Consider the following 26,223-nt stretch of genomic DNA (forward strand, 5'->3'; position numbering starts at 1 on the left):
TACCGGTCAAGCCATTTCGCATTTCGTGTCGAACGAGAGGAACTCCCATGCCCCGGCACCTCGACTACTTCACCGAGCAGCTCACCGAGGAGCAGCGCCGTACCCGCACCTTCCTGGAGATCGGCCGCCGCGCCGGCAGCTTCCCCAGCGCGATCGCCCGCACCGCCGACGAGGACAACGAGATCACCGTCTGGTGCAGCAACGACTACCTCGGGATGGGACAGCACCCCTCAGTCCTGGCCGCCGTCCACGACGCCGTGGCCCGGTTCGGCGCCGGCTCCGGCGGCTCCCGCAACATCGGCGGCACCAACCACCGCCACGTGGAGCTGGAGCGCGAACTCGCGGACTGGCACCGCAAGGACGCCGCGCTGCTCTTCGCCTCCGGCTACACCGCCAACGACGGCGCGCTCGCGGTGATCGCGGGCAACCCCAAGGGCACCGTGGTCTTCTCCGACGAGCTGAACCACGCGTCGATGATCGACGGCCTGCGGCGCAGCGGCGCCCAGAAGCGCATCTTCCGCCACAACGACGTCGCGCACCTGGCCGAACTCCTGGCGGCGACCGACCCGGAGGCGCCCAAGCTGATCGTGCTGGAGTCGGTGTACTCCATGTCCGGTGACGTGGCGCCGCTCGCCGAGATCGCCGACCTGGCCGAGCAGTACGGCGCGACCACCTTCCTCGACGAGGTGCACGCCATCGGCATGTACGGCCCCGAGGGCGCGGGCATCGCCGCCCGCGAGGGCATCGCCCACCGGTTCGACGTCATCATGGGCACCCTCGCCAAGGGCCTCGGCACCGCCGGCGGTTACATCGCCGGGCCGCAGGACCTGGTCGACGCGGTGCGCACCATGTCGCGGGCGTTCGTCTTCACCACCTCGCTGCCGCCCGCGACCGCGGCCGGCGCCCTGGCCGCCGTGCGCCACCTGCGCGGCTCCGACGCCGAGCGGGAGAGCCTGGCCCGCAACGCCCAGCTGCTGCACCGGCTGCTCCAGGAGGCCGACGTGCCGTTCCTGTCGACCGACTCGCACATCGTCTCGGCGCTGGTCGGCGACGACGCCCTGTGCAAGGAGGCCTCGGCGCTCCTCCTGGACCGGCACAAGCTGTACGTCCAGGCCATCAACGCCCCCAGCGTCCGCGCCGGCGAGGAACTGCTGCGGATCGCCCCGTCGGCGACCCACACGGAGGCCGACGTGGAGAAGTTCGCCCAGGCCCTGGCGGGCATCTGGCAGGAGCTGGGGATCGCCACCGCGTCCGACCGCGCGGCCGGGCACACCACCGCGAAGGAGCTTGTGTGACCCGCTCCCTGGCCGCCGTGCTCGCCGATACGGCGGCACGGCGGCCGGACCGTCCGGCCCTGGTCCAGGACGACACCGTCGTCACCTACCGGCAGCTGTGGGACCGGGCCCGCCACTACGCCGCGGTGCTGCGCCACCACGGCGTCGGCCCGGGTGACCGGGTGGTCCTGATGCTGCCCAACTCCCCCCGCTTCCCGGCCGCGTACTTCGGGGTCCTCGCCCTGGGCGCGGTCGTGGTGCCGATGAACGCGCAGTCCCGCACCGCCGAGGTGGAGTTCGTGCTCAAGGACTGCGACGCGCGCGCCCTGGTCTGCGAGGGCACCGTCGTCGGACAGGGCGGGCCGGCGGCCGCGGCCGCCGGGATCGAGCTGTTCACCGTGGCGGACGAGCGCTCCGGCGGGATCGACCTCGACGCCCCCCACCCCGGGCAGCCGGTCACCGAGTTCGTGGCGGTCGCCCCGGAGGACCTCGCGGCGATCCTGTACACCTCGGGCACCACCGGCCGCCCCAAGGGCGCGATGCTCACCCACCGCAACGTCGTCACCAACATCGAGGTGACCGCCGTCTCCCCCTTCGCGGTCCAGGACGACGACGTGCTCTACGGGTGCCTGCCGCTGTCGCACACCTTCGGGCAGGTCTGCGTCATGGGCACCTGCTTCCTGGCCGGCGCCACCCTCGTCCTGGCGCCCCGGTTCGCCGCCGAGCAGGCCCTCCAGGAGATGGCGCGCCACGGCTGCACCGTCTTCATGGGCGTGCCGACCATGTACCACGCGCTGCTGGAGGCGGTGGCCGCGGGCGCGCCCGCGCACCGGCTGCGGCGCGCCTACAGCGGCGGATCCGCCCTGGCGGTCGCGGTCCTGACGCAGGTCCGGGAGGTCCTCGGCTGCGAGGTGTACGAGGGGTACGGCCTGACCGAGACCTCGCCCTGCGTCTCGTACAACCACCCGGGGACGCCGCCGCGGCCCGGCACCGTCGGGCTGCCGGTCACCGGTGTGGAGGTGGCCGTCGCCCGCGCCGACCTGGAGGGCCGGGTGGAGCTGCTGCCGGTGGGCGAGGTGGGCGAGGTCGTCGTCCGGGGCCACAACGTGATGGCCGGGTACCTCGGCCTGCCGAAGGCCACCGCCGAGGTGCTGGTGGACGGCTGGTTCCGGTCCGGGGACCTCGGGCGCCTGGCGCCGGACGGCTACCTCACGCTGGTGGACCGGAAGAAGGACGTGATCATCCAGGGCGGCTACAACGTCTACCCGCGCGAGGTCGAGGAAGTGCTGCTGCGCCACCCGGGCGTCGAGCAGATCGCGGTGGTGGGCGTCCCGGATCCGGCCCGCGGCGAGCAGGTCTGCGCCGTCGTGGTGCGCCGGGACGGCTTCGGCACGGACGCCGAACTCGTCGATGGCCTGGACGAGTTGGCCCGCCGGGAGTTGACCGGCTACAAGCGGCCGCGCCGGGTGGAGTTCGTCGAGCGGCTGCCGCTCGGCCCCAGCGGCAAGGTCCTCAAGCGCGAGCTGGTCACGCTGCTGCCGGCTTCGCCAGCAGGCCGAGTTCCATCGCCCTGACCACGGCGAGGGTGCGGTTCGGGCTGTTGAGCTTGGCGAGGATGTTCCCCATCAGCCGCTTGACGCCGTTCTCGGAGATGCCCAGGGAGCGGGCGGCCTGCTTGTTGCTGAGGCCGCCCGCGACCAGTTCCAGCACCTGGGTCTCCCGCGCCGTCAGCGCGACGGCGGGGCCGGGGTCGGCGGGCACCAGCAGGCGCCGCGCCAGGCTCGCCGACACGTGGAAGCGCCCGGCGGACACGTCGGAGACCGCCTCCCGCAGCAGGCTGAGGTGCAGGGCCGACCGGTCCACGAAGCCGTGCACGTGCGGGGCCCAGGCCGGGGTCATCCGCTCCTCCGGGCCGACCAGGACCACCAGGCGCACGTCGTGGTCGCGCAGCCGCCGGGCCGGCGCCGCGTCCGGGGCCTCCGCCAGTTCGGCGGCGGAGGTGAGCAGCAGGTCCGGCGAGAGCTTCGGGGCCGCCGCCGCGGCGTCGGCGACGGTCGGGTAGCTGAAGATGCTCGCGATCGACTCCAGGGAGTGCAGCATCCCTTCGAGCCCGTAGCGGTGGATGTCCTTGCGGACCGCCAGGGCCACGGTGAGGCCCGGCGAGGACCGGGAAATCTGGGAGAACCGCGAGGGCTGGAAGGGCTGGGAGGACTGGGAGGACTGGGAGGACTGGGACGTCGGAAGGGACATGATCTCCTTCTCCTGTACGAGGGTGGGGTCCTCGGGTCGTGCGAGGGTGGCCGCCCCGGCCGGGGCGGCCACCCTGCTGCTCCGGTCGGCGGCGGTCAGTCGGTCAGGACCGGCTCACCCTCGGGCCGGGGAACGGCCGTCGGGGCGTTCTGCGGGGCGACGGCCGCGGGGGCCTGCTGCCGCACCAGCCACAGGCCGGTGAACACGGCGCTCACCAGGGTGACGACCCCGGCGGTGAGGAACGCGGTGTTCAGGCCGCTGCTGTAGGAGGCGCCGTGCTCCTGGCGCGTGCGCACGATGGCGCCGAGCACCGCGACCCCGAAGACCGCGCCGATCTGGCGGGTGGTGCTGCTGATCCCCGAGGCGAGGCCGCCCTCCTGGGCGCTGACCGAGGAGATGGCCGCCCCGGTCAGCGGGGACATGGTGAGGCCGAAGCCGACCCCGGTGACGGCCAGGCGCCACCACACGTTCAGGTACGGCGTGTCGGTGTGCACGGCGGCCATCGTCACCAGCCCGGCCCCGGCCAGCACCAGGCCCACGGTGACGACGCTGCGGAAGCCGAACCGCGCGGCGATCCGGGCGGCGTACGGGCTGCACGCCACCATCGCGAGCGTGCAGGGCAGCGTCTCCATCGCCGAGCGCAGCACCGAATGGCCCTGGACGGTGGCGAAGAACTGGGTGAAGAAGAAGCCCGAGCCCATCAGGCCGAAGCCGACCACGACCATCGCCGCGTTGGAGACGGTGAACAGCCGGTGCCGGAACAGGCGCAGCGGCAGCATCGGCCGGGCCGACCGGGCCTCGACGACCAGGAACAGCACCAGCAGGACGACCGTCGCGGCGAAGCAGGACAGGATCAGCGGCGCCGTCCAGCCCTTGTCACCGGCTTCGGTGAGTCCGAAGGCCAGCGTGCCGACGACCAGGAGCGCCAGCACCTGGCCGGGCACGTCGAGCGGCGGCGCCTCGGGGTTGCGCTGGTCCGGCAGGATGCGCGCACCGACGAGGAGCGTCACCACACCGATCGGGATGTTGATCAGGAAGATGGCCCGCCAGTCGAAGGCCTGGACCAGCAGGCCGCCGGCCGCGGGCCCGACCGCGAGGCCGATGCCGCTGAACGTGGCCCACTGGCCGATCGCCTTCACCCGGTCCCCGGGTACGGGGTAGCCGGAGGCGAGCAGCGCGAGGCTGGCGGGGCTGAGCGCGGCGGCGCCGATGCCCTGGAGGATGCGGGCGGCCAGCAGCCAGCCGACCGAGGCGGACAGGCTGCACGCCAGCGAGGCGAGCGTGAACACCGCCATGCCGCCCAGGAAGATGCGCTTGCCGCCGAAGCGGTCCGCGAAGACGCCGCCGGCCAGCAGCAGCATCGCCACCGCGAGCACGTAGGCGTTCACGATCCACTGCAGCCCGGTCAGGGTCGTGTCCAGGCGCTTCTGCATGTCCGGCAGCGCCGCGCTGGTGATGGTGTTGTTGAGGAGGACCATGAACTGCCCGATGCAGGTCACGGCGAGCAGGGCGACCCTGTTGTGGGGACGGATCCCGTCGGACACAGGGGTGGCTCCTTGTCGAGAGTCGGGGTAAGGGGACGCGGGGAAGGAAGGGTCGAGGGCGGACGGGTGGTCAGGTGCTCGGGTGCTCGGCCGGTCGGGGTGTGCGGAGGGTCGGGACGGGCGGACTCGGGTCAGTCCGCGCCGTACATCGACTCGATGGCGTCCGCGTGCAGCTCGGCGATCGCCGTCCGGCGCAGGCTGAGCTTCGGCGTCAGTTCGCCGCTCTCCGGCGTCCACGGGCCGGGCAGCAGGCGGTACTTCTTGATCTGCTCGACCCGGGCGAGGACGGCGTTGGCCTCGGCGACGGCCTGGTCGAGGGCGGCCCGGACGGCCGGGTGGCGGGCCGGGTCGGTCAGCCCCGCCGGGTCGACCCCGTTGGCCCGTGCCCAGGTGGGCAGCGCCTCCTCGTCCAGGACGAGCAGCGCGGTGACGTACCGTCGGCGGTCGCCGATGGCGGCGGCCTGGCCGATCAACGGGTGGGCGCGCAGCAGGGATTCCAGTCTCGTCGGGGCGATGTTCTTGCCACCGGCGGTGATGATCAGCTCCTTCTTCCGGTCGGTGATGGTGACCAGGCCGCGGTCGTCCACGGCGCCGACGTCGCCCGTGGGCAGCCAGCCCTCGGCGTCGGTGGCGGGGTCGAGGCCGCCGTCGGCACGCAGGTAGCCTGCGCACACCACGGGGCCGCGCAGGAACAGCTCGCCGTCGGCGCCGGTCCGGACCTCGATACCGGGCCCCGGACGGCCGACCGCGCCCAGCGCGAAGACCTCCGGCGTGCTGACGGTGGCGGCTCCGGTGGTTTCGCTGAGCCCCCACACCTCGTACACGGACAGCCCGAGACCGGCCAGGAACTCCAGCACGGCAGTGGGAATGGGCGCCGCGCCGCTCAGGGCGCGGTGACAGTCGTCGAGCCCGATGGCGGCTCGGATCGGCTGCAGCACGACATCGTCCAACTTTTCATACTGGGAAGCAAGTTCGTCCGGGACTGGCTGCCCGGCCGAGCGCAGCCGGTACACCTCGACGGCGGTCTCCCGCGCCTCGTCGACCGCCGCGGCCTCCTCGGGCGGCAGCTCCGCGAGCCGGGCGCGCGCCGCGACCGCCAGCTTCTCCCACACCCGCGGCACCCCGAAGAGCGCGTGCGGGCGCACCACCCGCAGCGCGGACGCCAGCTGCGCCGGGTCGTCGCAGATGGTGACGTGGCCCGCGTTGCAGATCGGCATGTAGATGCCCAGCACCCGCTCGGCGATGTGCGCCAGCGGCAGGTGGGCGATGGTGCGCGGGTGCGCGGGCACCGGGACGAGACGGTCCTGCATCATCGACTCGTGGATGACGTTGCGGTGCGAGAGCACCACACCCTTGGGATCCCCGGTGGTGCCCGAGGTGTAGACCACGGTCAGCGGCGTGTCGGGCGTCGCGGCGTCGGTCAGCTCGTCGAAGGCGCGCTCGTCGGGCAGTTCGCGGGTCAGCTCGGCGTACGTGACGTAGCGCGGGTCACCTTCGGGGGCCTCGGCCGGCTCCACCAGGACGACCGCGCGCAGATCCTGCATCTCCGTCAGCACCGGCTGCCAGCGCCGCAGTTGCGCCGCGTCCTCCAGCACCACCACCGTGGCCGCGCTGTGCCGGGCCACGAAGCGCAGCTGTTCGGTGCTCAGCGTGTCGTAGGGGGTGCAGGCCAGCGCGCCGAGGTGGACGGCGGCCAGGTCGGCGACCCAGTGCTCGGGCCGCTTGGACATCCCGATCAGCACCCGCTCGCCGCGGCACAGGCCGAGCCCGGCCAGGCCGTGGGCGAGCGCGGCGGTCTCGGCGCGCAGCCGCGACCAGGTCCAGGTGGTGGCGTCGGGGCCGGGGCCGCTGGTGAGCGCGGGGCGGCCGGGGTGGGCGCGGGCGTTGCGGCGCAGCAGCCGGGTGACCGTCAGGTCCCCGGTGTCCAGGGACGGTTGGGGCGGGGTGGCCGATGCCACGGCGGGCTCCTTCGGTTGCGAGGGTCGTTCCGGCTTCACTCGGCGCCGCCGCGGCCGCGCGGGCGCACCACCAGGGGGAGGCTGCGCGGGTACGGCAGGGAGCTCGTCGCCATCCGGATCCGGGCGCCCGGAGCGATGCGCAGCTGCCAGCGGGTGGCGAGGGTGGCCAGGGCGACGGTCATCGTGGTCGCGGCGAGGTGCTCCCCGATGCAGCGGTGCGCTCCGACGCCCCAGGGGACGTAGGCGCCGGGCGGCGGGGCCTGGTCGGGGTCGGCCGCGGCGCGCTCCGGGTCGAAGCGGTGCGGGTCCGGGTAGACGGCCGGGTTCCGGTGCACGGCGCGCGGGCTGTAGCCGACCTCCGCGCCGGCCGGGACGAGGGTCCCGGCGAGGACGACGTCGTGCCGGGCGCGCCGGGTGGACAGCATCGGCGCGTGCAGCCGCAGCGTCTCGTCCACGACCTTCCGGGTGTACGAGAGCTCCCTGACCCGGTCGTAGCCGAGCGGCTGCCCGTCCAGGACGCGGACGGCCTCGTCGTACAGCCGCTGCTGCACCTCGGGCCGGACGGCCGTCTCGAAGACCGCCCAGGTCAGCGTGGTGCTGGTGGTCTCCAGCCCGGCGAAGACCAGGATCAGGGCCTCGCCGCGGATCTCGTGGTCGGTGAAGGGGCGGCCGGTGTCCGGGTGGGTCGCCTTCAGCAGGATGTCGAGCACGTCCGGTACGGAGCCGGGGTTGGCCCGCCGGTCCCGGATCAGCGCGTCGATGACGGCGTGGAAGCGGCCCATGGCGGCCTCGAAGCGCCGGTTGGCGGGCGTGGGCAGGGTCGTCAGGGCCGAGGGGAAGACGGTCCCGGCGAGCAGCTTGCCGGAGATCAGGCTGAGGGTGTGCCGGATGTCGCGCACCACGGCCGGGGCCAGCTCCGCGCCGAACAGGGAGCGCAGCACCACGGCGGCGACGAAGTCGGAGATCTCCTCCTCCGCCCGTACCGGTGTTCCGGGCCGCCAGGCACCGAAGCGCCGCTGCGCCTCCTCGACGATCGCCCGGGTGTGGTCGCGCACGCTGGTGCGGCTGAACGCCGGCTGGAGGGTGCGCCGCTGGTGCCGGTGGTGCGCGCCGTCGGAGGCGATCGGCGGGTTCCCGAAGTGCCCGGCCAGGACGTCGAAGAAGCGGCCGCGTTCGAAGGCGTCGGTGTCGACCTGGATGCGGTGCACCAGGGCCGGGTCGTTGGCCAGGTACAGGCCGACGGGCCCGAACCCGACCCGTACCAGCGGGTCCTCGGTCCTGGTGGACTCGAAGAAGGACAGCGGTCGGCGCAGCAGTGCGGGCACGTGGCCCAGGACGGGAACCCGCCCGGGGGCCGGCGGGCAGGGGGCGGTGGTGGTCGCTGACATGGCGCTACGGGCTCCTCGTCGTTGCCTGGGCGGCGGGTGCCGCGGTCAGTGGGAAGGGCCGGGCACGGTGCCGACGGCGAGCACGTTGCCCTCGCTGATGTAGCCGTCGGGGTCGTCCAGCGGGTGGGCGGGAGCGGCCGGGTCGGCGAACCGCCGCCACCCGCCGTCGAGGCCCAGGGCCAGGGCCTGCCCGGCCAGTTGGGCGCAGGCGGCCTTGTAGAACTCCTGGGCGGCGGGGGCCAGTGGGGCGTGGTGCTCGATCAGGACGGTCCACTGGCGCACCTCGGTGAGCCCGGCGCGCCTCAGGTGGCGGTGGAGCTCGCGGCTGCGCAGCAGCTGCCGGGCGTAGCCGGGCCGCGCGCCCGCGGCGCGGAAGAAGTCGGTGAACAGGTAGGGGTCGGCGGGCCGGGCGGTGATCAGGTGGGCGTCCAGGTCCTTGACCGCGACGGTGCCGCCGGGGCGGACCACCCGGATCAACTCCGCCAGTGCGCGGGCGAGTTCGTCGTCGTCCAGGTACTGCACGGTGTTGGCGCACCAGACGGCGTCGAAGCTGTCGTCCGGGTGGGGCAGGTCCAGCAGGTCCGCCGTGCGGACCTCGGTGGGGCAGGGCAGCCGCCAGGCGGCCGCGCGGTCGGCGGCGAGCGCGGCGTTCTCCTCGGCCAGGTCGACGGCCGTGATCCGGCCCTCGGCGCCGACCAGCGCGGCCAGGTGCGGCAGGAAGCCGCCGGGGCCGCAGCCCGCGTCCAGGACGTGCTGTCCGGGGCGCAGGCCGGCCCGGCCGAGCAGCTCCAGATAGCTCTCCTCGCAGGCGCGGAAGTGCGCGTCGACGATGGTGTGGTGGGTGAAGCCGAGGCCGGTCGAGGAGGTGTGGCCCCAGGCCTCGTGGTCCTCGGTCAGCATGCCCGGGCCCCGCTCCGGGCGTCCGCCGTGGCATCGACCTCGGCCAGCAGGCCGCGGAGGGCGTCGGTGACCGCCTCGGGGGCTTCCAGGGGCTGGAGGTGGCCCGTGCGGGTGAGGGTGATCAGGCGCCCCTGCGGCAACGCGTCCGCCACGTACCGGGACTCCTCGGGGGCGACCAGGGCGTCCTGCGCGCCGGCGATCACCAGGGCGGGGATCCGGGCCGCGCGCAGCACGTCGGTGGAGTCGGGTCGGGCCGCGATCGCCCGCTGGGCCCAGGCCAGGGCGGCGGGGTCGGCGGCGTGGGCGTCGGCGAGGACCCGGGCGAGCAGCTCGGGGCGCTCGGCGCAGGTGGAGTCGGCGAGCAGCAGCGGGGTGACCCGTTCCACCAGCACGGGCCGGTGGGCCGGGTCCTGGACCAGTTCCGCGAAGCGCAGCCGCTGGGCGGCGTCCTCGGGGTCGTCGGCGGTGGCGCGGGCGGAGAGCAGGGCGAGCCCGGCGACCCGGTCGGGGTGGCGGCGCAGGAACGCCATGGCCGCGTAGCCGCCCATGGACGATCCGACCAGGACGACCCGGTCCAGGCCGTGCCCGTCGAGCGTGCGGGCCAGGTCCTCGGCGACCACGTCGAGCGAGGGCGGGGCGTCGCCGAGCGGGGCCGATCCGAAACCGCGCTGGTCGACGGCCAGGACGGTTCGCCCCAGGGCGCGCAGGGCGCTCTCCTGGGCCGCCCACATCGAGGCGTGCAGGGAGAGGGCGTGCAGCAGGACGACGGGCGTACGGGCGCCGGGCGCGCGGGTGCCGGGCGCGTGGGAGCCGGACGTACCGGTGGCGGTCACGGTCACCGGGAGGCCTCCGCCTCGGCCGTGGTGATGAACTCCCGTACGTGGTCGTGCTCCTCGGCGCCGCGGACCCACGCCAGGGTGACCGGGGCGGGCGGCAGGTCGTGGATCGGCACCACCTCGATGCCGGGCGGCGCGAGGTCGGCGAGCGAGACCAGCGAGATGTGCACGGCGTCGCCGGCGGCGACCGTGCGCATCATCTCCGGGACGGTGCGCACCCGGCGCACCCGGCGGATCGGGCGCCCGGCGGGGGTGCGCGGTGGCACTACGTCGTCCCACACGTACGCGGGGAAGACGCCGGGCGGGGCGAAGGCGTCGTAGTCGGCGAGCTCCTCGATGGAGACCGACGCCCGCCCGGCCAGCGGGTGCCCGGAGCCGACGACCACCGCGCGGGCGTCCTCGGTGAGCACCCGGCTGGTGACCAGGTCGGGCTCGTTGATGCCGAACTTCACGATCATCACGTCGAGTTCGCCCGCCCGGACGCCACGGAACGGGTCGGCGATGTCGTACTCGACCAGCTGCACGTCGGCCCGCTCGCGGCCGGCCAGCCGGACGATGCGGTCCACCACCTCGGTGGAGCCGTGGTAGCCGAACCGGACGGTCCTGGAGCGGGCGGCGGTCGTGGCCTGCTCGGGCGTCCGGGCCTGCTCGGGCGTCAGGGTCTGCTCGGGCGTCAGGGTCTGCTCAGGCAACGCGTGCCTCCTCGGTCAGTCCGGCGGCCGCCTTGAGCCGTCCGGGAAGGTGCTTCTCGGTGGTCACGCGCACGGTGACCAGGCGCGCGGGGGCCCCGACGATCCGGGGCACCTGGTGCACCACCAGGTGGTCGCCGGGCGCGATGTGCCCGTCCAGGACGGCTTCCGCCAGCACGTGGTTGACGTGCACCAGGGCCTCCGAGATGGTGCACTCCGCGGTGGCGACGTACAGGTCGCGGCGGGCCCGCGGGCGGCCCGGCGGACGGAGCCCGGCGGGTATCTCGACCAGGGTGTCCGGCCGGTCCGGCAGCCTGGCGGGCGCGTCGAAGGCCTTGAGCAGCCGGCGCAGCGAGGCGGTCCGAGCCGCGGGCCCGGGCGCGGTCCACGCCGCGGAGCCGTCGGCGGCGGTGTGCGCGAAGCGGAACCGCTCGCCCAGCTGCTCCGGGTTGCCGGCGAGGAAGACGGTACGGGTGAAGGAGGTGCGCCAGTCCGCCGCCTGCCGGGGTTCGACGCCGAGGGCGAAGACACAGGTGTCGCGCACCCACCGGGCCAGGTCGAAGCTCCTGAGCACCACCGCGACCGAACTGCCGGTGTCGCCCTCCGCGGTGATGTCGCTGCGGGCGGCGGTCAGACCGTCGTACGAGCTCAGGTCGTGCCGGGCGGCGAGGTCGGGTCGGGCGGCGCGGATCCGCATCGCCTCCCGGGCGCGCAGGCAGTCCTGCGTCATGGGGGCGGCCGTCGCGCTCACAGGAACACCCCCCTCAGCAGGTCCTCGGCGGGCGCGGCGCGGTGCCTGCCGAGGAGGTGGGAGGTCAGCCGGTACGGGTCGACGTACACGTGGTCCTTGCGGTGCCGCGCCAGCCGGTCGCCCAGCGTCGGCCGGTCCGTCGCCGGGCCGGCCTCGTCCAGCAGGCGCGCGGCCCGCCGGACGTACTGCAGCAGCAGGTCGGAGCGGAACGACTGCTGCCATCCGGGGCCGAGCACGGCGATGAAGTACAGCCGCATGCCCAGGCGTACGGCGTCCTCGTGGTGCTCGGCGCGGGCGGCGTCGATCAGCGTCCCGGCGTGCAGCCCCCGCCAGCCGCCCTGCCGGGCGGAGCGGATCCGGCCCTCGATCGGCACCCGGCCGACCGACACCCGCCGCACGCGTGGGCCGAGCGCGCTCAGCACCCGCTCCAACTGCTGGTAGTCGGCGTCGAGTTCGTGGTCGTAGAGGAGCACCAGCTCGTCGAAGTCGGGGGCGAGCGGGATGAGTTCCCGCAGGGCGCAGGCCAGGTAGTTCGGCCGCCCGTCCGCGGTGACCAGCCGGCGCAGCGGCAGCCCGAAGCGGGTGAGGTCCAGGTAGACGGGGCCGCCGACCTCGCGCTGGTCCAGGCACATGCCGAGCGCGGTGAGCCGGTCGAGGACGGCCGCCAGGCCCAGGCCGGGCGGCTGGTGCCGCAGCAGGCCCGGATCGTGCAGGCCGAGGGCCGCGTAGTGCCCGGACCACAGCTCCAGGACGCGGGTGCTCACCGGGTGCACCCAGCCGCGTTCGACCGCTTCGGCGTACGGGAGCAGGGCCTGCGCGGGGGCCCGCTCGGCCGCGCGGAAGGCGACGTACAGCTCGCCGATCCGCTCCTCGGTGAGGTCGCCGTAGTCGGTGGCGCCCCGGCTGCGGTCGAGGAACTCCCAGAAGCCCAGGGTCTGTTCGGTGGCGTGGTAGGTGGTGTGGCTGTAGCGGTAGGCGACGTCCGCGAGCGGGCGGGTGGCCCGGTACATCACGTCCGTCCACAGCAGCCCCTTGAGGTGGCTCGGCGTGAGCGGCTTGGACGGGGTGATGGTGACGGGCGCGAGGAGCACCCGGGGCCGGTCCACGGCGCCCGGCCGCGGGCGGGGGCCCGCCACGGAGAGGGTCGTCGTCATGCGCGAGTCCCTTCTGTCGCGGTGACCAGGCGGAGGAGCTCGTCCCGGCCGGGCGGCGGGGTCGGTGCGGGACCGGCGGGGGCCGCCTGCCGGACCCGGGCGAGGAACTTGTCGTCGGCGAACAGCTCCGCGGGCGTGCACAGGGTCATGAGCATCCGCGTGAGCCCCCGCCAGACCGTGCCGTCGGTACGGGCCGCAGCGGCGATCTCCGCGCCGGTGGGCAGCTCCCCGGTGGGCAGCTCCCCCGTGGGCAGCTCGCCGGGCGGCACCGGCACGGCGGGGCGGCCGTCGACGGCGGCCTGCCAGCGGGCGCTGCGGAGCCGGTCGGCGCCCGCGGCCTGCTCGTACCAGGGCAGGAACAGTTCGTGGGTCATCCGGGCGACGGCCAGCCGCTGCGCGGCGTCGATGTCGGGCCGCTCGGCCAGCAGGTCGGCGAGCCGGAAGGCGTGGTCGAGGGCGAGCGACATGCCGCGGCCGAAGAGCGGGTTGGTGATGCAGGCGGCGTCGCCGACCTGGAAGAGGCCCGGGACGGGGAACTGCTGCGGGCCGGCCGCCCCGCGGAGGGTGTTGGGCGGGCTGGAGATCACCCGCACCGGGGAGATCGGGGAGCTGACGCCGTCCGCCAGCCAGGGGGCGAGGCCCGGGGTGGCGCGGGCGGCCGCGGTGAACCCGGTGCGGGTGCGCAGGGCGGCCTGGAGGACGCGGTCGCCCGGCAGGGAGCCCAGGGCGATGGAGAAGGTGCCGTCGTCGCCGGGGTGCAGCACGCCCGCGTAGTGGTCGTAGACGTCCCCGACGCCGTGGCCGCGGTTGAGCGGCCCCGGCAGGGTGCGGCCCCGCAGCCGGTAGAAGCGGGTGTGGCCGACCAGCCCGGACGCGCTGGTGCGGTCGGCGGTCACCGGGATCCCGGCGTCATGCAGCCAGCGGCGGGACAGCGCCCGGCGCCCGGTCGCGTCCACCACGATGTCGGCGGGCACCCGCTCGCCCGTGCCGGTGACGACGGCCGCCACGCCCCGGTGCCCGCGGTGGAGTTCGAGGGCGACGACGGTGGTGTCGTGCCGGAGGGTGACCCCGGGCGTGTCGCCGACGGTCCGGTGCAGCAGCAGCTCCAGGGTGGAGCGGCGGCAGCCGAGCGCGACCAGCTCGGCGTCGCCGGGTTCCGGGGCGCTGTCGGCGGCGTCGGCGGGCAGCGCCCGGGTGAGGTCGAGGACGGGCGCGCCCGCGGCCCTGGCGGCGGCCAGCAGCCGCGGTGCGCGCTCGCGCAGCACGCGGACGCCGAGCGAGGTGAGGGTGTGCGACTGGAGGCCCTGGGGCGCGGTCGGGCGCCGCCACCCCGAGCCGGGATCCGCGCCGGACCACTGCGGCGGACTCGGGGCGCGCTCCAGGACCAGCACGCGGTACCCGATGCCGGACAGGGCGAGCGCGCTCGCCAGCCCGGCGACGCTTCCGCCGGCGATCACTGCGGTCGGCATGTCAGCGCCGCCGCCCGTGGACGAAGAAGACCCGGCGCACGTCGCGCTCGCTGCGCGGGGGCACCGGATCGGGCCAACGCCCGTAGTCGGCGCCGTCCTCGCCGGGCTGGGTCGCCCGGACGTCGAACCCGTGCCGGTCGAAGAGCTCCTCCGGCTCGTCCGTGCCGAACAGCCAGGGGCAGCCCCAGCCGCTGAACACGTCCAGCAGGCCACGCATGTGGGGCAGGGTCAGGGCGGCCGCGTTGACGATGTCGGCGGCGATCCGGCTGCCGGGGGCCGAGATCGCGGCCACCCGCTCCAGGACGCGGTGGGCGTCCGGCGCGGGGACGTAGTAGAGGAGGCCTTCGAGCAGCCAGGTGGAGGGGACGGCGGGGTCGTACCCGGCGGCCTCCAGGCGGGCCTCCCAGTCCGGCTCGGTGAGGTCGACGGCGACCTTCCGGTGGTCGGTGCGCGGCTCGGTCGCCCCGAGCCGCTCGGCCTTGTACGCGAGCACGGCCGGCCGGTCCACCTCGAACCAGCGCACCCGGTCGGGCCAGTCCAGGCGGTAGGCGCGGGAGTCCATCCCGGCCGGGGCCAGCACGATCTGGGTGGTGTCCGGGTCCTCGGCCGCCGCCCGGAGGTAGTCGTCGAAGAACCGGGTGCGGATCGCGTTGTAGTCGGGGGTGCTCGGGATGGTGCGCTCGCGGCCCGGCGGGAAGGTCGCGCGGACCACCTCGGCGAGCAGTTCGGGGCCGATGTCCCCGGCGAGGGCGGCGGCGTGCGGGTCCTGGTACAGCCGGTCCGGGCGCTCGCTCTCGGCGGCGCGCAGGGCGGCGGTGAGGAGCGCGGTGCGCTCGACGGCGTCCAGTGAAACGGTCATGTCGGTCCTCCGGTCGGTGGGTGCGCAGGCCCGCGGCGGCTCGTCGCCGGCTCAGGGGGCTGCTGTGCCGTGCCCTTCGGGGCCCTGCCCGGTCAGCCGGGCCCACTCCTGGGGGTCCTGTCTGAACAGCCGGTCCTTGACCTGGGTGGGCCGGATGCCGCTCTCGACCCGGGCCTGCCAGTCGCGCAGGAAGGCGTCGGGGTCGAGGGGCAGCAGGGCCGGTGCGCAGAGCCGGCCCCGGCTGCGCGCCGTGCGGTAGTCGGCCGACTGGCGTTCGAGGGCCCGGTCGAGGAGGGCGGTGAAGCGCTCGGACTCCTCCCGGCTCCACGGGGTGCGCGGGGCGACGGCGAACTCGTAGCCCGGGGAGCGCCGCGGCGCCCCGGCGACCCGGCAGGCGACGTTGCGCAGTTCGAGGCCGGTGGCGTCCAGCGCGCCGTGCAGCGCCCTGATCACCTGGGCGTCGCGCAGCCGCTCGCCGGCGTGGTCGGAGCGGTTCGCCCGGCCGGCGTACTCCAGCCGCGGCACGCCGTCCTGGTGGTCGACGACGCGGACGACATCGCCCACCGCGTAGCGGTAGAGCCCGCCGACGTGGCTGAACACCACGTGGTAGTCGCGGTCCGGCTCCAGTTCGTGCGGCCGCAGGGTGGCGGTGTCGGGGCCGAGGTCCCGGTCGGCGTCGGCGAACTCGTACACCGCGGCGTTCGCCACCAGGCTGCCGGCCCGGCCGTGCCGGTCCAGGGCGACGCCCACCGGGCCCTCGGAGGCGGCCACGGGGGCGGGCAGGGCCACCACGCCGGGGCCGTACTCCTCGCGCAGCCGTGGGAGGTACAGCGAGGCCACCCCGGTGGTCCAGCAGAACAGCGCACGCATCCGGGGCCAGACGTGGCAGGGGCGCACGGTGCCGTGCCGGTCGGCGAGGCGCTCCAGCTCGGCGGCGCGGGCGGGGTCGGGGGCGCGGTGCGGCAGTCCGCCGAGGGTGCCGTCGCGGACCTCCCGGACGATCCGGGGCCACCACAGGTTCAGCTGGTACGGCAGGGCGGCGACCATCGCCGGGTTGATCCCGATGACGCAGCGGACGTCGCTCTCCACCGCCAGGCGCAGCCGCAGGTACATCTTCTCCGCGTGGCGGTCCGCCGCGACGGGCACCGGGAGGGTCGCCCAGGGGGCGCCGCTGCCGGGCTCCGCGGACAGCGGCTCCCCGAAGGCGGCGCCGAAGTCGACCTGGCTGGCGCCGACATGGGGGCGCCCGGAGGCCGTGGTGGGCGGGGCCGCGATGGGGTCGTGCTTGAGGTTCAGCACCGCCCCGGGGGACTCCAGGACCTCCGGGAAGTGCTCGATGAGCGGCGCCCACGCGGCGTAGTAGAAGGGGAAGAAGGTGGTGCGCATGAAGCGGGGGGTGACCGGGATCTTCTTGTGGGCGCCGGTGCTGCCGCTGCTGGTGAAGAACACGGCGGGGTGGTCGGCGGTCAGGACGTTCCGCTCTCCGGCCGCGGCCCGTTCGATCCACGGTTCGAGGTCGGCGTAGCTCTGCACCGGTACGGCGCTGCGGTAGTCGTCCAGGGTGCGGATGCGGGCGAAGCCGTGCCGTTTCCCGTACTCCGTGCCTGCGTTGAACTCCAGCAGGTCGGTCATCACCTGCTGCTGCCGGCCGGCCGGGTCGCTGAACGCGGCCCGCAGGGCCTGCCGTTCGGCGAAGACCCGCTCGCGGTAGCGCCGCAGCCGGACGGGGTCGGACCAGGCCTCAGCAGAACTCATGGCTGACCACCTCCCGGATCGCGGCCGCGGTGAGCTCCGGGTGGTCCAGCTCCTCGATGACGGTGACCGGCAGGTCCTGGATCTCGTCCCGCATGACCTTGGCGAGGTCGCTCTGGTACCGCCGGAAGCCGGCCCGGTCCGGCTGCGGGCCGTAGTGCTCCAGGACGTTGAGGTCGGCCCCCTCCCGGCTGCGCTGCCAGGTCGTCTCGGGCGGCACGTCGAGGTAGACCACCCGGCTCGGCCGGGGGAAGGTGCGCCACCAGTCGAGCAGGGGGCTCTCCCCCGCCCCGGCGAGGCGGCACTTCGCCAGCAGCTTGTAGTAGTAGGAGTCGACGAGGACGGGGGTGCCGGCGTCGGCGCGCAGCAGTTGGTCGCGCAGGTGGACGACGGCGGTCTGCACGAGCGTGGCGAGGAAGTCCGGGGACCACACGCCCGGGTGCGGCGCCACGTCCTTGACGACGTTGCGGCGCAGCCGGCCGATGAGCTCGTGCTCGGGGGCGAGGCGGGTGTCGTCCACGGAGAGGAACCGCCACGGGGGCGCGGTCCGGGCGAGTCGGTCGAGTGCCGAGGACTTGCCCGAGTAGTCGGGGCCGAGGAGTACGCAGAAGGGCGGGTGCCCGCCGTCGAGGTCGATGGGAGTCCTCCTCGCTACAGGGCCGACAGGAAGGTGTCGACGGCCAGGGACGCCTGGACCGGGTTGAGCCGGGGGTCGCAGAGGCTGGTGTAGCGCGCCGTCAGGGCCCCCTCGTCCGGCACGTTCGCGCCCACGCACTCGGTGACGTCCTCGGCGGCGGTCTCCAGGTGCAGGCCGCCGGGGCGGATCCCGACGCCGCGCAGGGCGGAGACGAAGCCCCGGATCTCGTCGGAGACGTCGTCCAGGCGCCGGGTCTTGAGCCCGTTCGAGGCCTTGTAGGTGTTGCCGTGCATCGGGTCGCAGAGCCAGACGACGGGGTGGCCGGCGTTCTTGACGGCCTGGGCCAGGGCCGGCAGGTGGGTGCGGACCTCGTCCTTGCCGAACCGGGAGATCAGCGTCAGCCGGCCGGGCTCGCGCTCGGGGTCGAGGCGCTCGACCACGTCGAGCAGGTCCTGCGGCTTCGCCTTGCCGCTCACCTTGCAGGCCACCGGGTTCATCACGTCGGCCAGCAGGCGCACGTGCGCGCCCTCGCTGTGCCGGGTGCGCTCGCCGATCCACGGGAGGTGGGTGGAGCCCAGGAACCAGCCGCCCGCGGACTCGTCGAACCGGACCAGGGCCGTCTCGTAGTCCATCACCAGGGCTTCGTGGCTGATCCAGGTGCGCCGGCCGATCGCCGGGCTGCGGTCGTGCCGCCCCTCGATGGCGTCGGCCACCGTTTTGGCGGCCCGGTAGGCGCGCAGCATCCGCTCGGGGTCGTGTCTGCGGGCCGCCGCGTCCGGGGCCTCGGAGTTGACGATGTGGCCGCGGAAGGCCGGCAGCGGGCGGCCGTCCACGTCCTCGGTGGGCGCGGACCGGGGCTTGGCGAACTGCCCCGCGATCCGGCCGATCCGGACGACCGGGAGCCCGGTCGAGACCGCGACGGTGTCGGCGAGGCGCACGAGGGCGCGCTCCTTGCGGACCGCGTGCTCGGCCGTGCACTCCGCGAAGTCCTCCGCGCAGTCGCCGGCCTGGAGCACGTGGGCGTCGCCGGCCGCGACGTCGGCGAGTTCGCGGCGCAGCTGGAGCAGGTCGGGCAGCCGGGTGAGGACGGGACGGCCGGAGAGGTCGGCGCAGACCTCGTCGCGCCGGGCCGGATCGGCCCAGGAGGGCTGCTGGGCCGCCCGGTAGAAGCGCCAGCCGGTCTGGTCTCCGGCGTGCGAGTGCGGAGTGCGGGCCGCCTGTTCGGCGGTCGCGAGAGCCTGGGGCATGACAGTTCCTTCGCTGGGGTGAAGGGCGATCAGGCGGTGACGGTGGTGGTCAAGCGCGCCCTAGTCGCTCGTGAGCTGGACCATGTGCGGGTTGAACTGCTCGTGCACATAGGCCCGTCCGCCGGCGGCGTAGTGGATGACGTACTCCTTGAAGGCGGAGTCCACCCACTGCTCGGTGAGGCTGTCCCGCCAGCGCATGAGCCCGGTGGACAGCTGCTCGCGGTGCTGGTGCACCTGCTGGTCGCGGAGCTGGAGGCCGATCGGGGTGAGCGCGTCGGGCACGCCCATCCGGCGGCGGGCGGCCCCGTCGAAGACCACCCGGTTGATGCTGACCACCTCCTGCTCGGGGGTCACCAGGCAGGAGCGGCGCTCCAGGACGACGGCGGTGTCGGCGAGTCCGAGCGCGGACCGGATGCCGTCCGGGAGGCGGCCGGCCGGGGTGTCGCCCTGGGCGTCGACCCGGATCGACAGGTCGTGGCCGGTGAGGGCTTGCAGCAGCAGGGTGGTGGAGCCGTCGCAGGCCAGCAGCATCCGGGTGCTGGCGCTCAGTTCGGCGGTCGGCTGGAGGGGGCTCATCATCGGTCTCCTGGGCTGTCCTTGGTTGGTGTGCCGGAGGGGGGAGCGTCCTGCGGTCGCGCCGTTGCGAGGGAAGGAGGGAAGGGGTGGCCGCGCCGGGGGGCGTGGCGCGGCCGCCCCGGTTCAGGGGGGCGGCGCGGGCGTCAGTGCGTCCGCACCGGTTCGGCCGGCCGGCCGTCGGGCTCGACGCTGCCGACCCCGCCCGCGGCGGCGCTCGGCAGCGGCGGGCGGCTGCGCGCGAAGCGCTTCATCAGCGGCTGCTCCACGCCGATGTACAGCAGCCAGGAGAAGAAGAGGCTGATCAGCACTTCGAGGGCGAGGATCCCGGCCCCGACCGGCGCGCTGTGCGTGGCGCTGAGGCCGAAGCGGTCGACGAAGACGTGCACGGTGATGTCGTGGACCAGGTAGAAGGCGAACGAGACCTCACCGAGCCAGACGAAGACCCGCTTGCGCAGGAACGAGGGCCGGCCCGCGATGTCGGTGCCGGCCATCGCGGCGATCAGCAGGGCGACCGGGATCAGCGTCACGGCGCTCATCGCGTACAGCCACGGCACCCACGTCAACTCGACCACGTAGGCGACGGCGACCAGCGCCAGCGCCGGCACCACCGGGAACTTGATCCAGCGGCCGGTCATGACGATCCGGGCCATCAGGATGCCCACCGCGAACTCCAGGATCCGGAACGGCGGCAGCTGCCAGACGAACCAGTACTGCCACACGGAGGCCTGGAACTTCAACGGCATGGCGGGAGAGTCGGGCAGGGTCGCGTAGGCGATGGCGGGGACGGCGACCACGGCGGCGGCCAGGATGCCCACCCAGAGCCACAGCCGCTCCGGCCGGATCCGCTGGATCGCCCGGTGCAGCAGCGGGAAGCACAGGTAGAAGACGGCCTCGACGGAGAGCGACCACGCGGGCGGGTTGATGCTCTGGAAGACCTTGGCGTCCGGGATCCAGGTGTGCAGCAGGAAGAGGTTGGAGATCCCCGCCGTCCAGGTCGCCTTCATGTAGGCGAACAGCGCCAGCGCGACGAAGAAGGTCACCACGTGGTTCGGGTAGATCTTGACGAACCGGCGCCGCCAGAACTGCCGGGGCTTGTCCCCCGGGCGGGCCGACCAGGTCAGCACGAAGCCGCTGAGGACGAAGAAGAACCCGACGCCCAGCCAGCCCGCCTTGCTGACGGCGTGCGTGACGGAGGTGGCGGTGCCGCCGGTGAACGGCGTGTAGGGCGGCAGGGTCGAGTGGAAGAGGAAGACCATGAAGGCGGCGAAGAACCGCATGCCGGTCAGTGAGGGCAGCCGTGAGAAGCGCGCGGACGCGGGCACGGGTGTCCCGGTCGGACTGGACATGGTGAAGACTCCCGACGGTGAGGTGGGGGACGGCGGCCAGGTCACCCGGCCGGTGTGACTACGCCCTTGGCGTCCAGCAGGAACTCGGTGTAGTTGCCGTCGTGCGGCATGCCCGGCACCAGCTCCCAGGGGAGGACCGCGCCGTCGGTGATCTTCCGGACGGACGGGTCGAGCAGCGCCTGGCCGGTGATCGCGGCGTTCTCGGTCAGCAGGTTGAGCACCAGCGAGGGCCGCAGCGGGGCGATGCCGTCGGCCGGGCTCCAGGGGGCGACCACCACGAACGGGAAGGCCAGTTCGGTGCCGACGGCCGGGTGGTCCGCGCGGTCGGCGGCGAGGACCACGGGGCGGGGCAGGAAGGAGCCGTCACCGAGGTCGACGAGGAAGTCCTCTCCGTACAACGGGGTGCTGTGGTCGGTGAGTTCGGTGGCCAGCTTGGCCATCTGCCGGCGCAGCCCGTCGGCGCGCTCGCGCCCGACGACGAGGAGCACGCTCTCCGGGTCGGCGGCGGGCAGCACCGGCAGGTGGGCCAGTCGCCCGGCCAGGGCGGCCGCGGTGTCGTGGACGTCGTTGCTGGTGAGGACGGCCGAGAGGTTGGTGCAGCGGGTGCCGCCGTCGAAGGCCGCGCTGGTGGCCAGGTGGTCCAGCAGGGCGTCGGTCAGCGGTACGTCGAGCAGGGCCCGGGAGCGCCCCGGACCGCGGGTGGCGACCCGGGCGCGGTCGCTCCAGTCGCTCACCGCCTGCTCGTTGCCGTAGATGATGCCGCGGTCGGCGGCGTTCAGCAGGAACGAGCCGACGGCGTGCGGGCTCGGCAGCACGGCCAGCTTCTCCGGCGCCAGCCCGGCCGCCAGCAGGGCGGCGGCCAGTCGGCGCGGGGTGAACGGATCGCGGCTGCCGGGCCGGACGACCACGCTGTAGCCGTGGTGCAGCGGCTGCACCCAGGTGGCGTGCGGCAGCGGGTGGTTGCTGGCCATCACGGCGGTGAAGAGCCGGCCCGCCGGCGCCCGGTGGACGCGGTGGGTCGGTGTCAGCCGGGCGGCGGGCAGCTCCGCCGCGGTGGTGGCGGGCAGCTCCTCGATCTCGGCGGCCATGTCCGCCAGGCCGCGCCGCACGGTGGTGGAGGCGAGGCCGGTGCCGCGCACGGTGTGCCGCACGTAGTCCTCGGCGCTCTCGCCGTCCAGCTCGGCGGTGGCGAACAGCCGCGCGGCCGTACGGAACACCGCCGGCGCGGGGGGCAGGCCGTCGGCGTCGCGGCGCAGCCGGTTGACGGCGGCCTGGGCGGCCAGCCTGGGGGCGAGGCCGATGTCCGCGAGCGGTTCGCCGTGCACGTCGGTCAGCACGGTGCGGTCGGCGCTCGGCCGGCTCTCCCCGGCGACCAGGGGGTCGATGACGAGCACTCAGTACACCCCCTCGACGACGTCGGCGTCCTCGAAGGTCGCCACGCTGGTCACCTCCGCCAGGCCGTCGACGCCGCCGTCCGAGGCCGGCCGGACCCGCACGGCGGTGTCCCGTTCCAGCACGTTGGGCAGGAACATCTCCTCGCTGACCAGGTGCAGTCTGACCCGGCCGCGCTCGCCGTAGCCGACCTGCTCACCGTCCTCGTCCACCAGGTCCAGGCGGGTGGTCTCGGCGAACGGCTCGAAGACGCAGGCGTGGACGTCCTCGGGCGTCCGGACCCGCTGCGGGGCCACGCCCATCAGGCTGTTCCCGTAGATCCCCACCAGGCGGGCGTCGGGGAAGAAGTCCTCCCTGACGACGCGCAGGCTCTCCGGGCTGAACGAGGTGCCGGCCCAGATGATCGCCCCGACCCGGGAGGCGACCAGTTCGTGCAGCTCCGGCCGGGCGCAGATGGCCTCGATCAGCGGCGGCGTGGTGCTCAGCACCCGCACCGGCTGGCTCAGCAGGACTTCGCGGGCCTGGTCGAGGAGGTGGTCGATGTAGTCGTCGGCCTCCTGCTGCCGGCCGGAGCCGAGCAGGCGCTTGACCCAGCGCGGGTCGAGGTCGACGGTGTAGCACAGGCCGCCGGCGGGCTCGGCGTAGCGGGAGGTGTCGAAGGCCACCACGTGCGGGCCGGTGGGCCCCAGGTGCAGCCAGTCGCCGGTCTCGGGCACGCCGTGCTCGGTCAGCCGCTGCCTGGTCCAGGCGCCCATCCGGGAGCGGTAGTTGCCGTCGACGATGCGCTTGGGGGCGCCGGTGGTGCCGCCGGACTCGTAGACCCGGAAGACCTGGCCCGGTGCGGCGCCCCTGGGTATCAGGTCGGCCGCCGGGACGGTGCGCAGTTCGCGGCTGACGTCGGGGAAGCGCAGCAGGTCGGCCGCGCCGGTGACGTCGGTGCGCGGGTCGAAGCCGAGGTCCGCGCGGCGGGCGAGCCAGAACGGCGAGCCGGTGGCGTCGTCGAAGTGCCAGGCCATCAGGGCGCGGACGTGGGCGTCGAAGTCGGCCGCCCCGAGGGGTGGGCGGTGCGGGTCGGACAGGTGGGCGGTGGTGCTGGTCACGCGTTCGTCCCTTCGGAGCGGTGCGGCATCAGATCGGCTGGTTGAGCGCGTCGTCCACCTGGTGGGCGACCGCTTCCAGGCCGTTGCGGATGAAGTCGAGCTGCCGGTCCAGGGACGCCTGGTCGGTGGTGTTCATCTCGGACAGGAGGATGTTGCGGGAGGCGTCCTGGGCGATCTTGGCGCGGCCGAAGCGGCGGTCCTGGAACTCGGCCAGCAGCTCCCGGAGGTCGCCGTCGCGGCCGAGCGTCTCGCCGAGCACGGCGGCGTCCTCGATGGCCATGGCCGCGCCCTGGGTGCGGTGCGGCGCCATGGCGTGGGCGGCGTCGCCGAGCAGCAGCAGCCCGTCCTGGTACCAGGGCAGCGGGAGGAGCACCTCCTCGATCGGCGCGTACACGATGTCGTCGTCGGGCTGGATGCGGTCGCGCAGTTCGCCGATCAGGCCGGTGTAGCCGGCCAGCCGCTGGGTGAGGTGGCCGTGGAAGTCCTCCCGCGCGTGGCGCGGGTTGCCCGGCTCGGGCGTCACGTGCAGCAGGTACATGACATCCGTGTTGAGCGGGAAGAGGCCCGCCTTGGTGCCCATGCCCTGGAAGTACATGTTCCGGGTGACGTCGGGGTGCCGTTCGAGGGCCACCCGCCACACCGAGTAGCCGGTGAACCGGGGCTCGATGCCGAGGGCCGCCTTGCGGAAGGAGGAGCGGATCCCGTCGAACGCGACCACCAGGTCGTAGTGCTCGGTGCTGCCGTCGGTGAGGAGGGTCTCGACCCCGCCGTCGGCGGTGGTGGTCATCTTCTCCACCGAGGTGCCGTAGCGGATCGTGGTGCCCACGTCGACGCAGGCCTTCTCCAGGATCCGGGCCAGGTCCTTGCGCTGGATCGCGCAGTTGGCGGGCACGCCGTCGACCCCGAGCTTGGAGCGCAGCGCGAGCAGCAGCCGGGAGGCGGAGTCGTGGAAGTCGACCCGGTCGAAGGTGAAGCCGTGGGCGAGGACCTCGTCGAGCAGGCCCAGCTGCCTCAGGGCCCGCAGCGCGTTGCCCGGGATGTTGATGCCGACGCCGGCGACGAGGTTCTCCGACTGGATCTCGACGACGGTGGTGTCGATGCCCTGCTGTCCGAGTGCGGCTCCGGCGGCGAGACCGCCGATGCCCCCTCCGATGATCAGGATGCGGCGTTTCACTGTGACTCCTCACGCATGAAGGGACGGATACGGCTCACTGGTGCTGTTGCTGGGGCAGGCCTGCCACCCAGCGCGCGTGGTCGCGGACGAGCTGGCGGTCGGGAGCGAGGAGGAGCAGCACGCGGTCCGAGCCGATGAACTCGTCGGCGAAGGGGCCGCCCAGGTACTTGGTGGACAGCTCGTCGATGTGGTCGCGGGCCTCGGCGCCGAGGACCTCCTCGACCACCCGGCCGCGGACCTCGGCGAAGTTCAGCGGGTCGTCCTGCTGCCAGATGGTGACGGTGGCCCGCGGGTCGCGGCGCAGGTTGCGCACCTTCTGCCGCCCCACCTCGCTGTTGAGGGCGAGGTACTCACCCCTGGTGGAGACCCAGACGATCTGGGTCTGCGGGGTGCCGTCCCGCATCAGGGTGGTCAGGGCGGCGAAGTTCGGTCCGTCCGCGAGGGCCCGGACCTCCGGGGCGAGGCGGGGACCCGTCTCGACTTCCATCTCCTGGTGAGCAGACATGCTGTGTCCTTCCTGCGGGAGGGGGTTCCTTCGTTCGGGACGCGCTTCCTTCGTCGGTGCTCGGCCGCCGGTGCTACGGCGGTGGACGGTCGTACGGCGGTGGACGGTCGTACGGCAGTGGACGGTCGTACGGCAGTGGTACGGCGCCAAGGCGGTGCCGGGCGGCTCGGTTCAGCCCTGCAGCGCGGGGCTGGACTCCTCCGCGTCCGTCGTGGGCGCGGCCACCGGCCGCTGGCGCCTGCGGTCGCGGCGCAGCGCTCCCACGCTGACGACCAGGGCGAGGCCGGCCAGCAGCTCGAAGCCGGCCCCGGCCAGCGGGTTCCAGCGGAGCAGGTCGGCGTCGGCGAGCAGTCCGCCGACCGCGGCGGCGGTCATCTGGCCCACGTAGACGGCGCTGTTGTTCAGCGCCAGGAGCATGTCGCCGCGGTCCCCGCCGATGCCCAGGGCCCGGTGCAGCAGCAGCGGGAAGCTGGGCCAGTGCACCAGGCCCCACACGCCGACGGCGAGCGCCGCGGCCAGCGGCCACTGGAGGGTCGGGGTGAGCACCACCAGCCAGAGACCCAGCGCGGTGATGGTGATCGAGAGGCCGACGACCGAGCCGAAGCGGTCGGCCAGCCGGCCGCCGACGAAGACCCCGCCGAAGCTGCCGACGCCGAAGAGCAGCAGGACCCACGACTGCTGACCGGCGGACAGTCCGGTGACCTGCTCCAGGATGGAGCCGAGGTAGGTGTAGACGGTGAAGGTGCCCGCGGTCCACAGCGCCGTCACCAGCAGGTGCGTGGGGGCCTGCGGGATCCGGATCGCGGCCATCCGCTCCCGCACCGTGGCGCCGGGGCCGGTGGGCACGTCCGGCAGGAAGAACTGGATGCCGGCCACCGTCACCGCCGCGAGCACCGCGACCAGACCGAACGCCCAGCGCCAGGACGAGAGTTCGCCGATCCAGTTACCGATCGGCACTCCGAAGGCGATGGCGCTGGTCATGCCCGCGTAGACGATGGCCAGCGCCCGGCCGCGCACCTCGGGCGGGCTGATCCGGGCGGCCACCGCGGAGGCGTTGGCCGAGTACAGGGCGGCGCCCGCACCGGTGATCATCCGGCTGATCAGCAGCACGGTGAAGTTCGCCGAGACGGCCGACAGGAGGTTGCCGAGGCCGAAGACGAGCATGACCCCGATGAGCAGCGGCTTGCGCCGGAACTTGGCGGTGAGCCCGGCCAGGATCGGCGCTCCCACCGCGTAGGTGGCGGCGAACGCGGTGGACGTCTGGCCCGCGAGTGCCGTCGATAGGTGCAGGTCCCGTCCCACCGCCGGCAGCAGGCCGGCGACGATGAACAGGTCGGTACCGGTTGCGAACGTTCCCAGCGCGAGCAGCCAGACCCGAGGGTCCACCCGCCCCGCCGAACTCGCCGAGCTCATCGGGGTCCT

The 26,223-nt window shown here is 74.1% G+C and carries 24 protein-coding genes; 3 read left to right on the forward strand and 21 right to left on the reverse strand.

What is annotated here, in order from left to right; all coding sequences use genetic code 11:
• Positions 1-47: 47 nt before the first annotated feature.
• Positions 48-1,295 (forward strand): 5-aminolevulinate synthase, encoded by a 1,248-nt coding sequence (hemA, locus tag ACIQWA_RS06185; protein ID WP_360237737.1) that lies wholly within the window; start codon positions 48-50, stop codon positions 1,293-1,295.
• Positions 1,292-2,848 (forward strand): long-chain fatty acid--CoA ligase, encoded by a 1,557-nt coding sequence (locus ACIQWA_RS06190; RefSeq protein ID WP_402478764.1) that lies wholly within the window; start codon positions 1,292-1,294, stop codon positions 2,846-2,848. Before hemA ends, ACIQWA_RS06190 begins: the two co-directional genes overlap by 4 nt.
• Here ACIQWA_RS06190 and ACIQWA_RS06195 read toward each other — a convergent pair.
• From ACIQWA_RS06195 to ACIQWA_RS06270, 16 genes are all read right to left on the reverse strand, one after another.
• A complete protein-coding gene (locus tag ACIQWA_RS06195) occupies positions 2,802-3,524 on the reverse strand; it encodes a response regulator transcription factor (RefSeq protein ID WP_402478766.1) in 723 nt (240 codons plus the stop codon). The two genes, ACIQWA_RS06190 and ACIQWA_RS06195, sit on opposite strands and share 47 nt — an antisense overlap.
• A gap of 95 nt (positions 3,525-3,619) precedes the next feature.
• Complete coding sequence (locus tag ACIQWA_RS06200; protein ID WP_402478769.1) at positions 3,620-5,068, reverse strand: MFS transporter; 1,449 nt, start codon at positions 5,066-5,068, stop codon at positions 3,620-3,622.
• A 131-nt stretch (positions 5,069-5,199) separates the two neighbouring features.
• A complete protein-coding gene (locus ACIQWA_RS06205) occupies positions 5,200-7,026 on the reverse strand; it encodes an AMP-dependent synthetase/ligase (protein WP_402478770.1) in 1,827 nt (608 codons plus the stop codon).
• Between the two features lie 35 nt (positions 7,027-7,061).
• The gene (locus tag ACIQWA_RS06210) at positions 7,062-8,414 is read right to left on the reverse strand and encodes a cytochrome P450 (protein WP_402478772.1); all 1,353 of its coding nucleotides are present in this window, start codon (positions 8,412-8,414) and stop codon (positions 7,062-7,064) included.
• Positions 8,415-8,459: 45 nt separating this feature from the next.
• Complete coding sequence (locus tag ACIQWA_RS06215; protein WP_402478775.1) at positions 8,460-9,314, reverse strand: class I SAM-dependent methyltransferase; 855 nt, start codon at positions 9,312-9,314, stop codon at positions 8,460-8,462.
• On the reverse strand, positions 9,308-10,153 hold the full coding sequence (locus tag ACIQWA_RS06220; protein ID WP_402478777.1) for an alpha/beta fold hydrolase: 846 nt from the start codon (positions 10,151-10,153) through the stop codon (positions 9,308-9,310). Before ACIQWA_RS06220 ends, ACIQWA_RS06215 begins: the two co-directional genes overlap by 7 nt.
• Positions 10,150-10,842 carry a LysR substrate-binding domain-containing protein gene (locus ACIQWA_RS06225; protein ID WP_402478778.1) on the reverse strand — a complete coding sequence of 231 codons (693 nt, stop codon included), beginning with the start codon at positions 10,840-10,842 and terminating at the stop codon, positions 10,150-10,152. The genes ACIQWA_RS06220 and ACIQWA_RS06225 overlap by 4 nt, the downstream gene beginning before the upstream one ends.
• Positions 10,835-11,569: a DUF6182 family protein gene (locus tag ACIQWA_RS06230; RefSeq protein ID WP_402478781.1), complete on the reverse strand. Its 735-nt coding sequence runs from the start codon at positions 11,567-11,569 to the stop codon at positions 10,835-10,837. Before ACIQWA_RS06230 ends, ACIQWA_RS06225 begins: the two co-directional genes overlap by 8 nt.
• A gap of 17 nt (positions 11,570-11,586) precedes the next feature.
• Positions 11,587-12,744: a hypothetical protein gene (locus ACIQWA_RS06235; RefSeq protein ID WP_402478784.1), complete on the reverse strand. Its 1,158-nt coding sequence runs from the start codon at positions 12,742-12,744 to the stop codon at positions 11,587-11,589.
• Positions 12,741-14,213: an FAD-dependent oxidoreductase gene (locus ACIQWA_RS06240; RefSeq protein ID WP_402478786.1), complete on the reverse strand. Its 1,473-nt coding sequence runs from the start codon at positions 14,211-14,213 to the stop codon at positions 12,741-12,743. The genes ACIQWA_RS06235 and ACIQWA_RS06240 overlap by 4 nt, the downstream gene beginning before the upstream one ends.
• Before the next feature lies 1 nt (position 14,214).
• On the reverse strand, positions 14,215-15,072 hold the full coding sequence (locus tag ACIQWA_RS06245) for a class I SAM-dependent methyltransferase (protein ID WP_402478788.1): 858 nt from the start codon (positions 15,070-15,072) through the stop codon (positions 14,215-14,217).
• A gap of 51 nt (positions 15,073-15,123) precedes the next feature.
• Positions 15,124-16,827 (reverse strand): GH3 auxin-responsive promoter family protein, encoded by a 1,704-nt coding sequence (locus ACIQWA_RS06250; RefSeq protein ID WP_402478790.1) that lies wholly within the window; start codon positions 16,825-16,827, stop codon positions 15,124-15,126.
• Entirely contained in the window at positions 16,814-17,344 is a 531-nt protein-coding gene (locus tag ACIQWA_RS06255; protein ID WP_402478793.1) for a hypothetical protein, read from the reverse strand. Before ACIQWA_RS06255 ends, ACIQWA_RS06250 begins: the two co-directional genes overlap by 14 nt.
• A gap of 131 nt (positions 17,345-17,475) precedes the next feature.
• Positions 17,476-18,708 (reverse strand): 3-deoxy-7-phosphoheptulonate synthase, encoded by a 1,233-nt coding sequence (locus tag ACIQWA_RS06260; RefSeq protein WP_402478794.1) that lies wholly within the window; start codon positions 18,706-18,708, stop codon positions 17,476-17,478.
• Between the two features lie 60 nt (positions 18,709-18,768).
• Entirely contained in the window at positions 18,769-19,287 is a 519-nt protein-coding gene (locus ACIQWA_RS06265) for a hypothetical protein (RefSeq protein ID WP_360237770.1), read from the reverse strand.
• Between the two features lie 140 nt (positions 19,288-19,427).
• A complete protein-coding gene (locus ACIQWA_RS06270) occupies positions 19,428-20,561 on the reverse strand; it encodes an acyltransferase family protein (protein WP_402478797.1) in 1,134 nt (377 codons plus the stop codon).
• Here ACIQWA_RS06270 and ACIQWA_RS06275 point away from each other — a divergent pair.
• Complete coding sequence (locus ACIQWA_RS06275; protein ID WP_360237774.1) at positions 20,560-20,688, forward strand: hypothetical protein; 129 nt, start codon at positions 20,560-20,562, stop codon at positions 20,686-20,688. The genes ACIQWA_RS06270 and ACIQWA_RS06275 overlap by 2 nt on opposite strands.
• On the opposite strand, the gene ACIQWA_RS06280 is transcribed toward ACIQWA_RS06275, so the two are convergent.
• From ACIQWA_RS06280 to ACIQWA_RS06300, 5 genes are all read right to left on the reverse strand, one after another.
• The gene (locus ACIQWA_RS06280) at positions 20,672-22,024 is read right to left on the reverse strand and encodes an aldehyde dehydrogenase family protein (protein ID WP_402478800.1); all 1,353 of its coding nucleotides are present in this window, start codon (positions 22,022-22,024) and stop codon (positions 20,672-20,674) included. The genes ACIQWA_RS06275 and ACIQWA_RS06280 overlap by 17 nt on opposite strands.
• The gene (locus ACIQWA_RS06285) at positions 22,025-23,122 is read right to left on the reverse strand and encodes a phenazine biosynthesis protein (RefSeq protein WP_402478803.1); all 1,098 of its coding nucleotides are present in this window, start codon (positions 23,120-23,122) and stop codon (positions 22,025-22,027) included.
• 28 nt (positions 23,123-23,150) lie between these two features.
• Complete coding sequence (locus tag ACIQWA_RS06290; RefSeq protein WP_402478806.1) at positions 23,151-24,296, reverse strand: FAD-dependent monooxygenase; 1,146 nt, start codon at positions 24,294-24,296, stop codon at positions 23,151-23,153.
• Positions 24,297-24,330: 34 nt separating this feature from the next.
• Complete coding sequence (locus tag ACIQWA_RS06295; RefSeq protein WP_402478808.1) at positions 24,331-24,801, reverse strand: PPOX class F420-dependent oxidoreductase; 471 nt, start codon at positions 24,799-24,801, stop codon at positions 24,331-24,333.
• 171 nt (positions 24,802-24,972) lie between these two features.
• Entirely contained in the window at positions 24,973-26,214 is a 1,242-nt protein-coding gene (locus ACIQWA_RS06300) for an MFS transporter (RefSeq protein ID WP_402478810.1), read from the reverse strand.
• Positions 26,215-26,223: the final 9 nt, after the last annotated feature.

The sequence above is a fragment of the Kitasatospora sp. NPDC098652 genome, from assembly GCF_044760155.1.
In the GTDB taxonomy this organism is placed as follows: domain Bacteria; phylum Actinomycetota; class Actinomycetes; order Streptomycetales; family Streptomycetaceae; genus Kitasatospora.

What these genes read in the sequence shown, in the direction of transcription:
- hemA (WP_360237737.1), top strand. Translation starts at nt 48, where the DNA reads ATGCCCCGGCACCTCGACTACTTCACCGAGCAGCTCACCGAGGAGCAG.
- ACIQWA_RS06195 (WP_402478766.1), bottom strand. Translation starts at nt 3,524, where the DNA reads ATGTCCCTTCCGACGTCCCAGTCCTCCCAGTCCTCCCAGTCCTCCCAG.
- ACIQWA_RS06210 (WP_402478772.1), bottom strand. Translation starts at nt 8,414, where the DNA reads ATGTCAGCGACCACCACCGCCCCCTGCCCGCCGGCCCCCGGGCGGGTT.
- ACIQWA_RS06215 (WP_402478775.1), bottom strand. Translation starts at nt 9,314, where the DNA reads ATGCTGACCGAGGACCACGAGGCCTGGGGCCACACCTCCTCGACCGGC.
- ACIQWA_RS06230 (WP_402478781.1), bottom strand. Translation starts at nt 11,569, where the DNA reads ATGACGCAGGACTGCCTGCGCGCCCGGGAGGCGATGCGGATCCGCGCC.
- ACIQWA_RS06235 (WP_402478784.1), bottom strand. Translation starts at nt 12,744, where the DNA reads ATGACGACGACCCTCTCCGTGGCGGGCCCCCGCCCGCGGCCGGGCGCC.
- ACIQWA_RS06240 (WP_402478786.1), bottom strand. Translation starts at nt 14,213, where the DNA reads ATGCCGACCGCAGTGATCGCCGGCGGAAGCGTCGCCGGGCTGGCGAGC.
- ACIQWA_RS06245 (WP_402478788.1), bottom strand. Translation starts at nt 15,072, where the DNA reads ATGACCGTTTCACTGGACGCCGTCGAGCGCACCGCGCTCCTCACCGCC.
- ACIQWA_RS06250 (WP_402478790.1), bottom strand. Translation starts at nt 16,827, where the DNA reads ATGAGTTCTGCTGAGGCCTGGTCCGACCCCGTCCGGCTGCGGCGCTAC.
- ACIQWA_RS06260 (WP_402478794.1), bottom strand. Translation starts at nt 18,708, where the DNA reads ATGCCCCAGGCTCTCGCGACCGCCGAACAGGCGGCCCGCACTCCGCAC.
- ACIQWA_RS06265 (WP_360237770.1), bottom strand. Translation starts at nt 19,287, where the DNA reads ATGATGAGCCCCCTCCAGCCGACCGCCGAACTGAGCGCCAGCACCCGG.
- ACIQWA_RS06275 (WP_360237774.1), top strand. Translation starts at nt 20,560, where the DNA reads ATGCCGGTCAGTGAGGGCAGCCGTGAGAAGCGCGCGGACGCGGGCACG.
- ACIQWA_RS06270 (WP_402478797.1), bottom strand. Translation starts at nt 20,561, where the DNA reads ATGCGGTTCTTCGCCGCCTTCATGGTCTTCCTCTTCCACTCGACCCTG.
- ACIQWA_RS06295 (WP_402478808.1), bottom strand. Translation starts at nt 24,801, where the DNA reads ATGTCTGCTCACCAGGAGATGGAAGTCGAGACGGGTCCCCGCCTCGCC.
- ACIQWA_RS06300 (WP_402478810.1), bottom strand. Translation starts at nt 26,214, where the DNA reads ATGAGCTCGGCGAGTTCGGCGGGGCGGGTGGACCCTCGGGTCTGGCTG.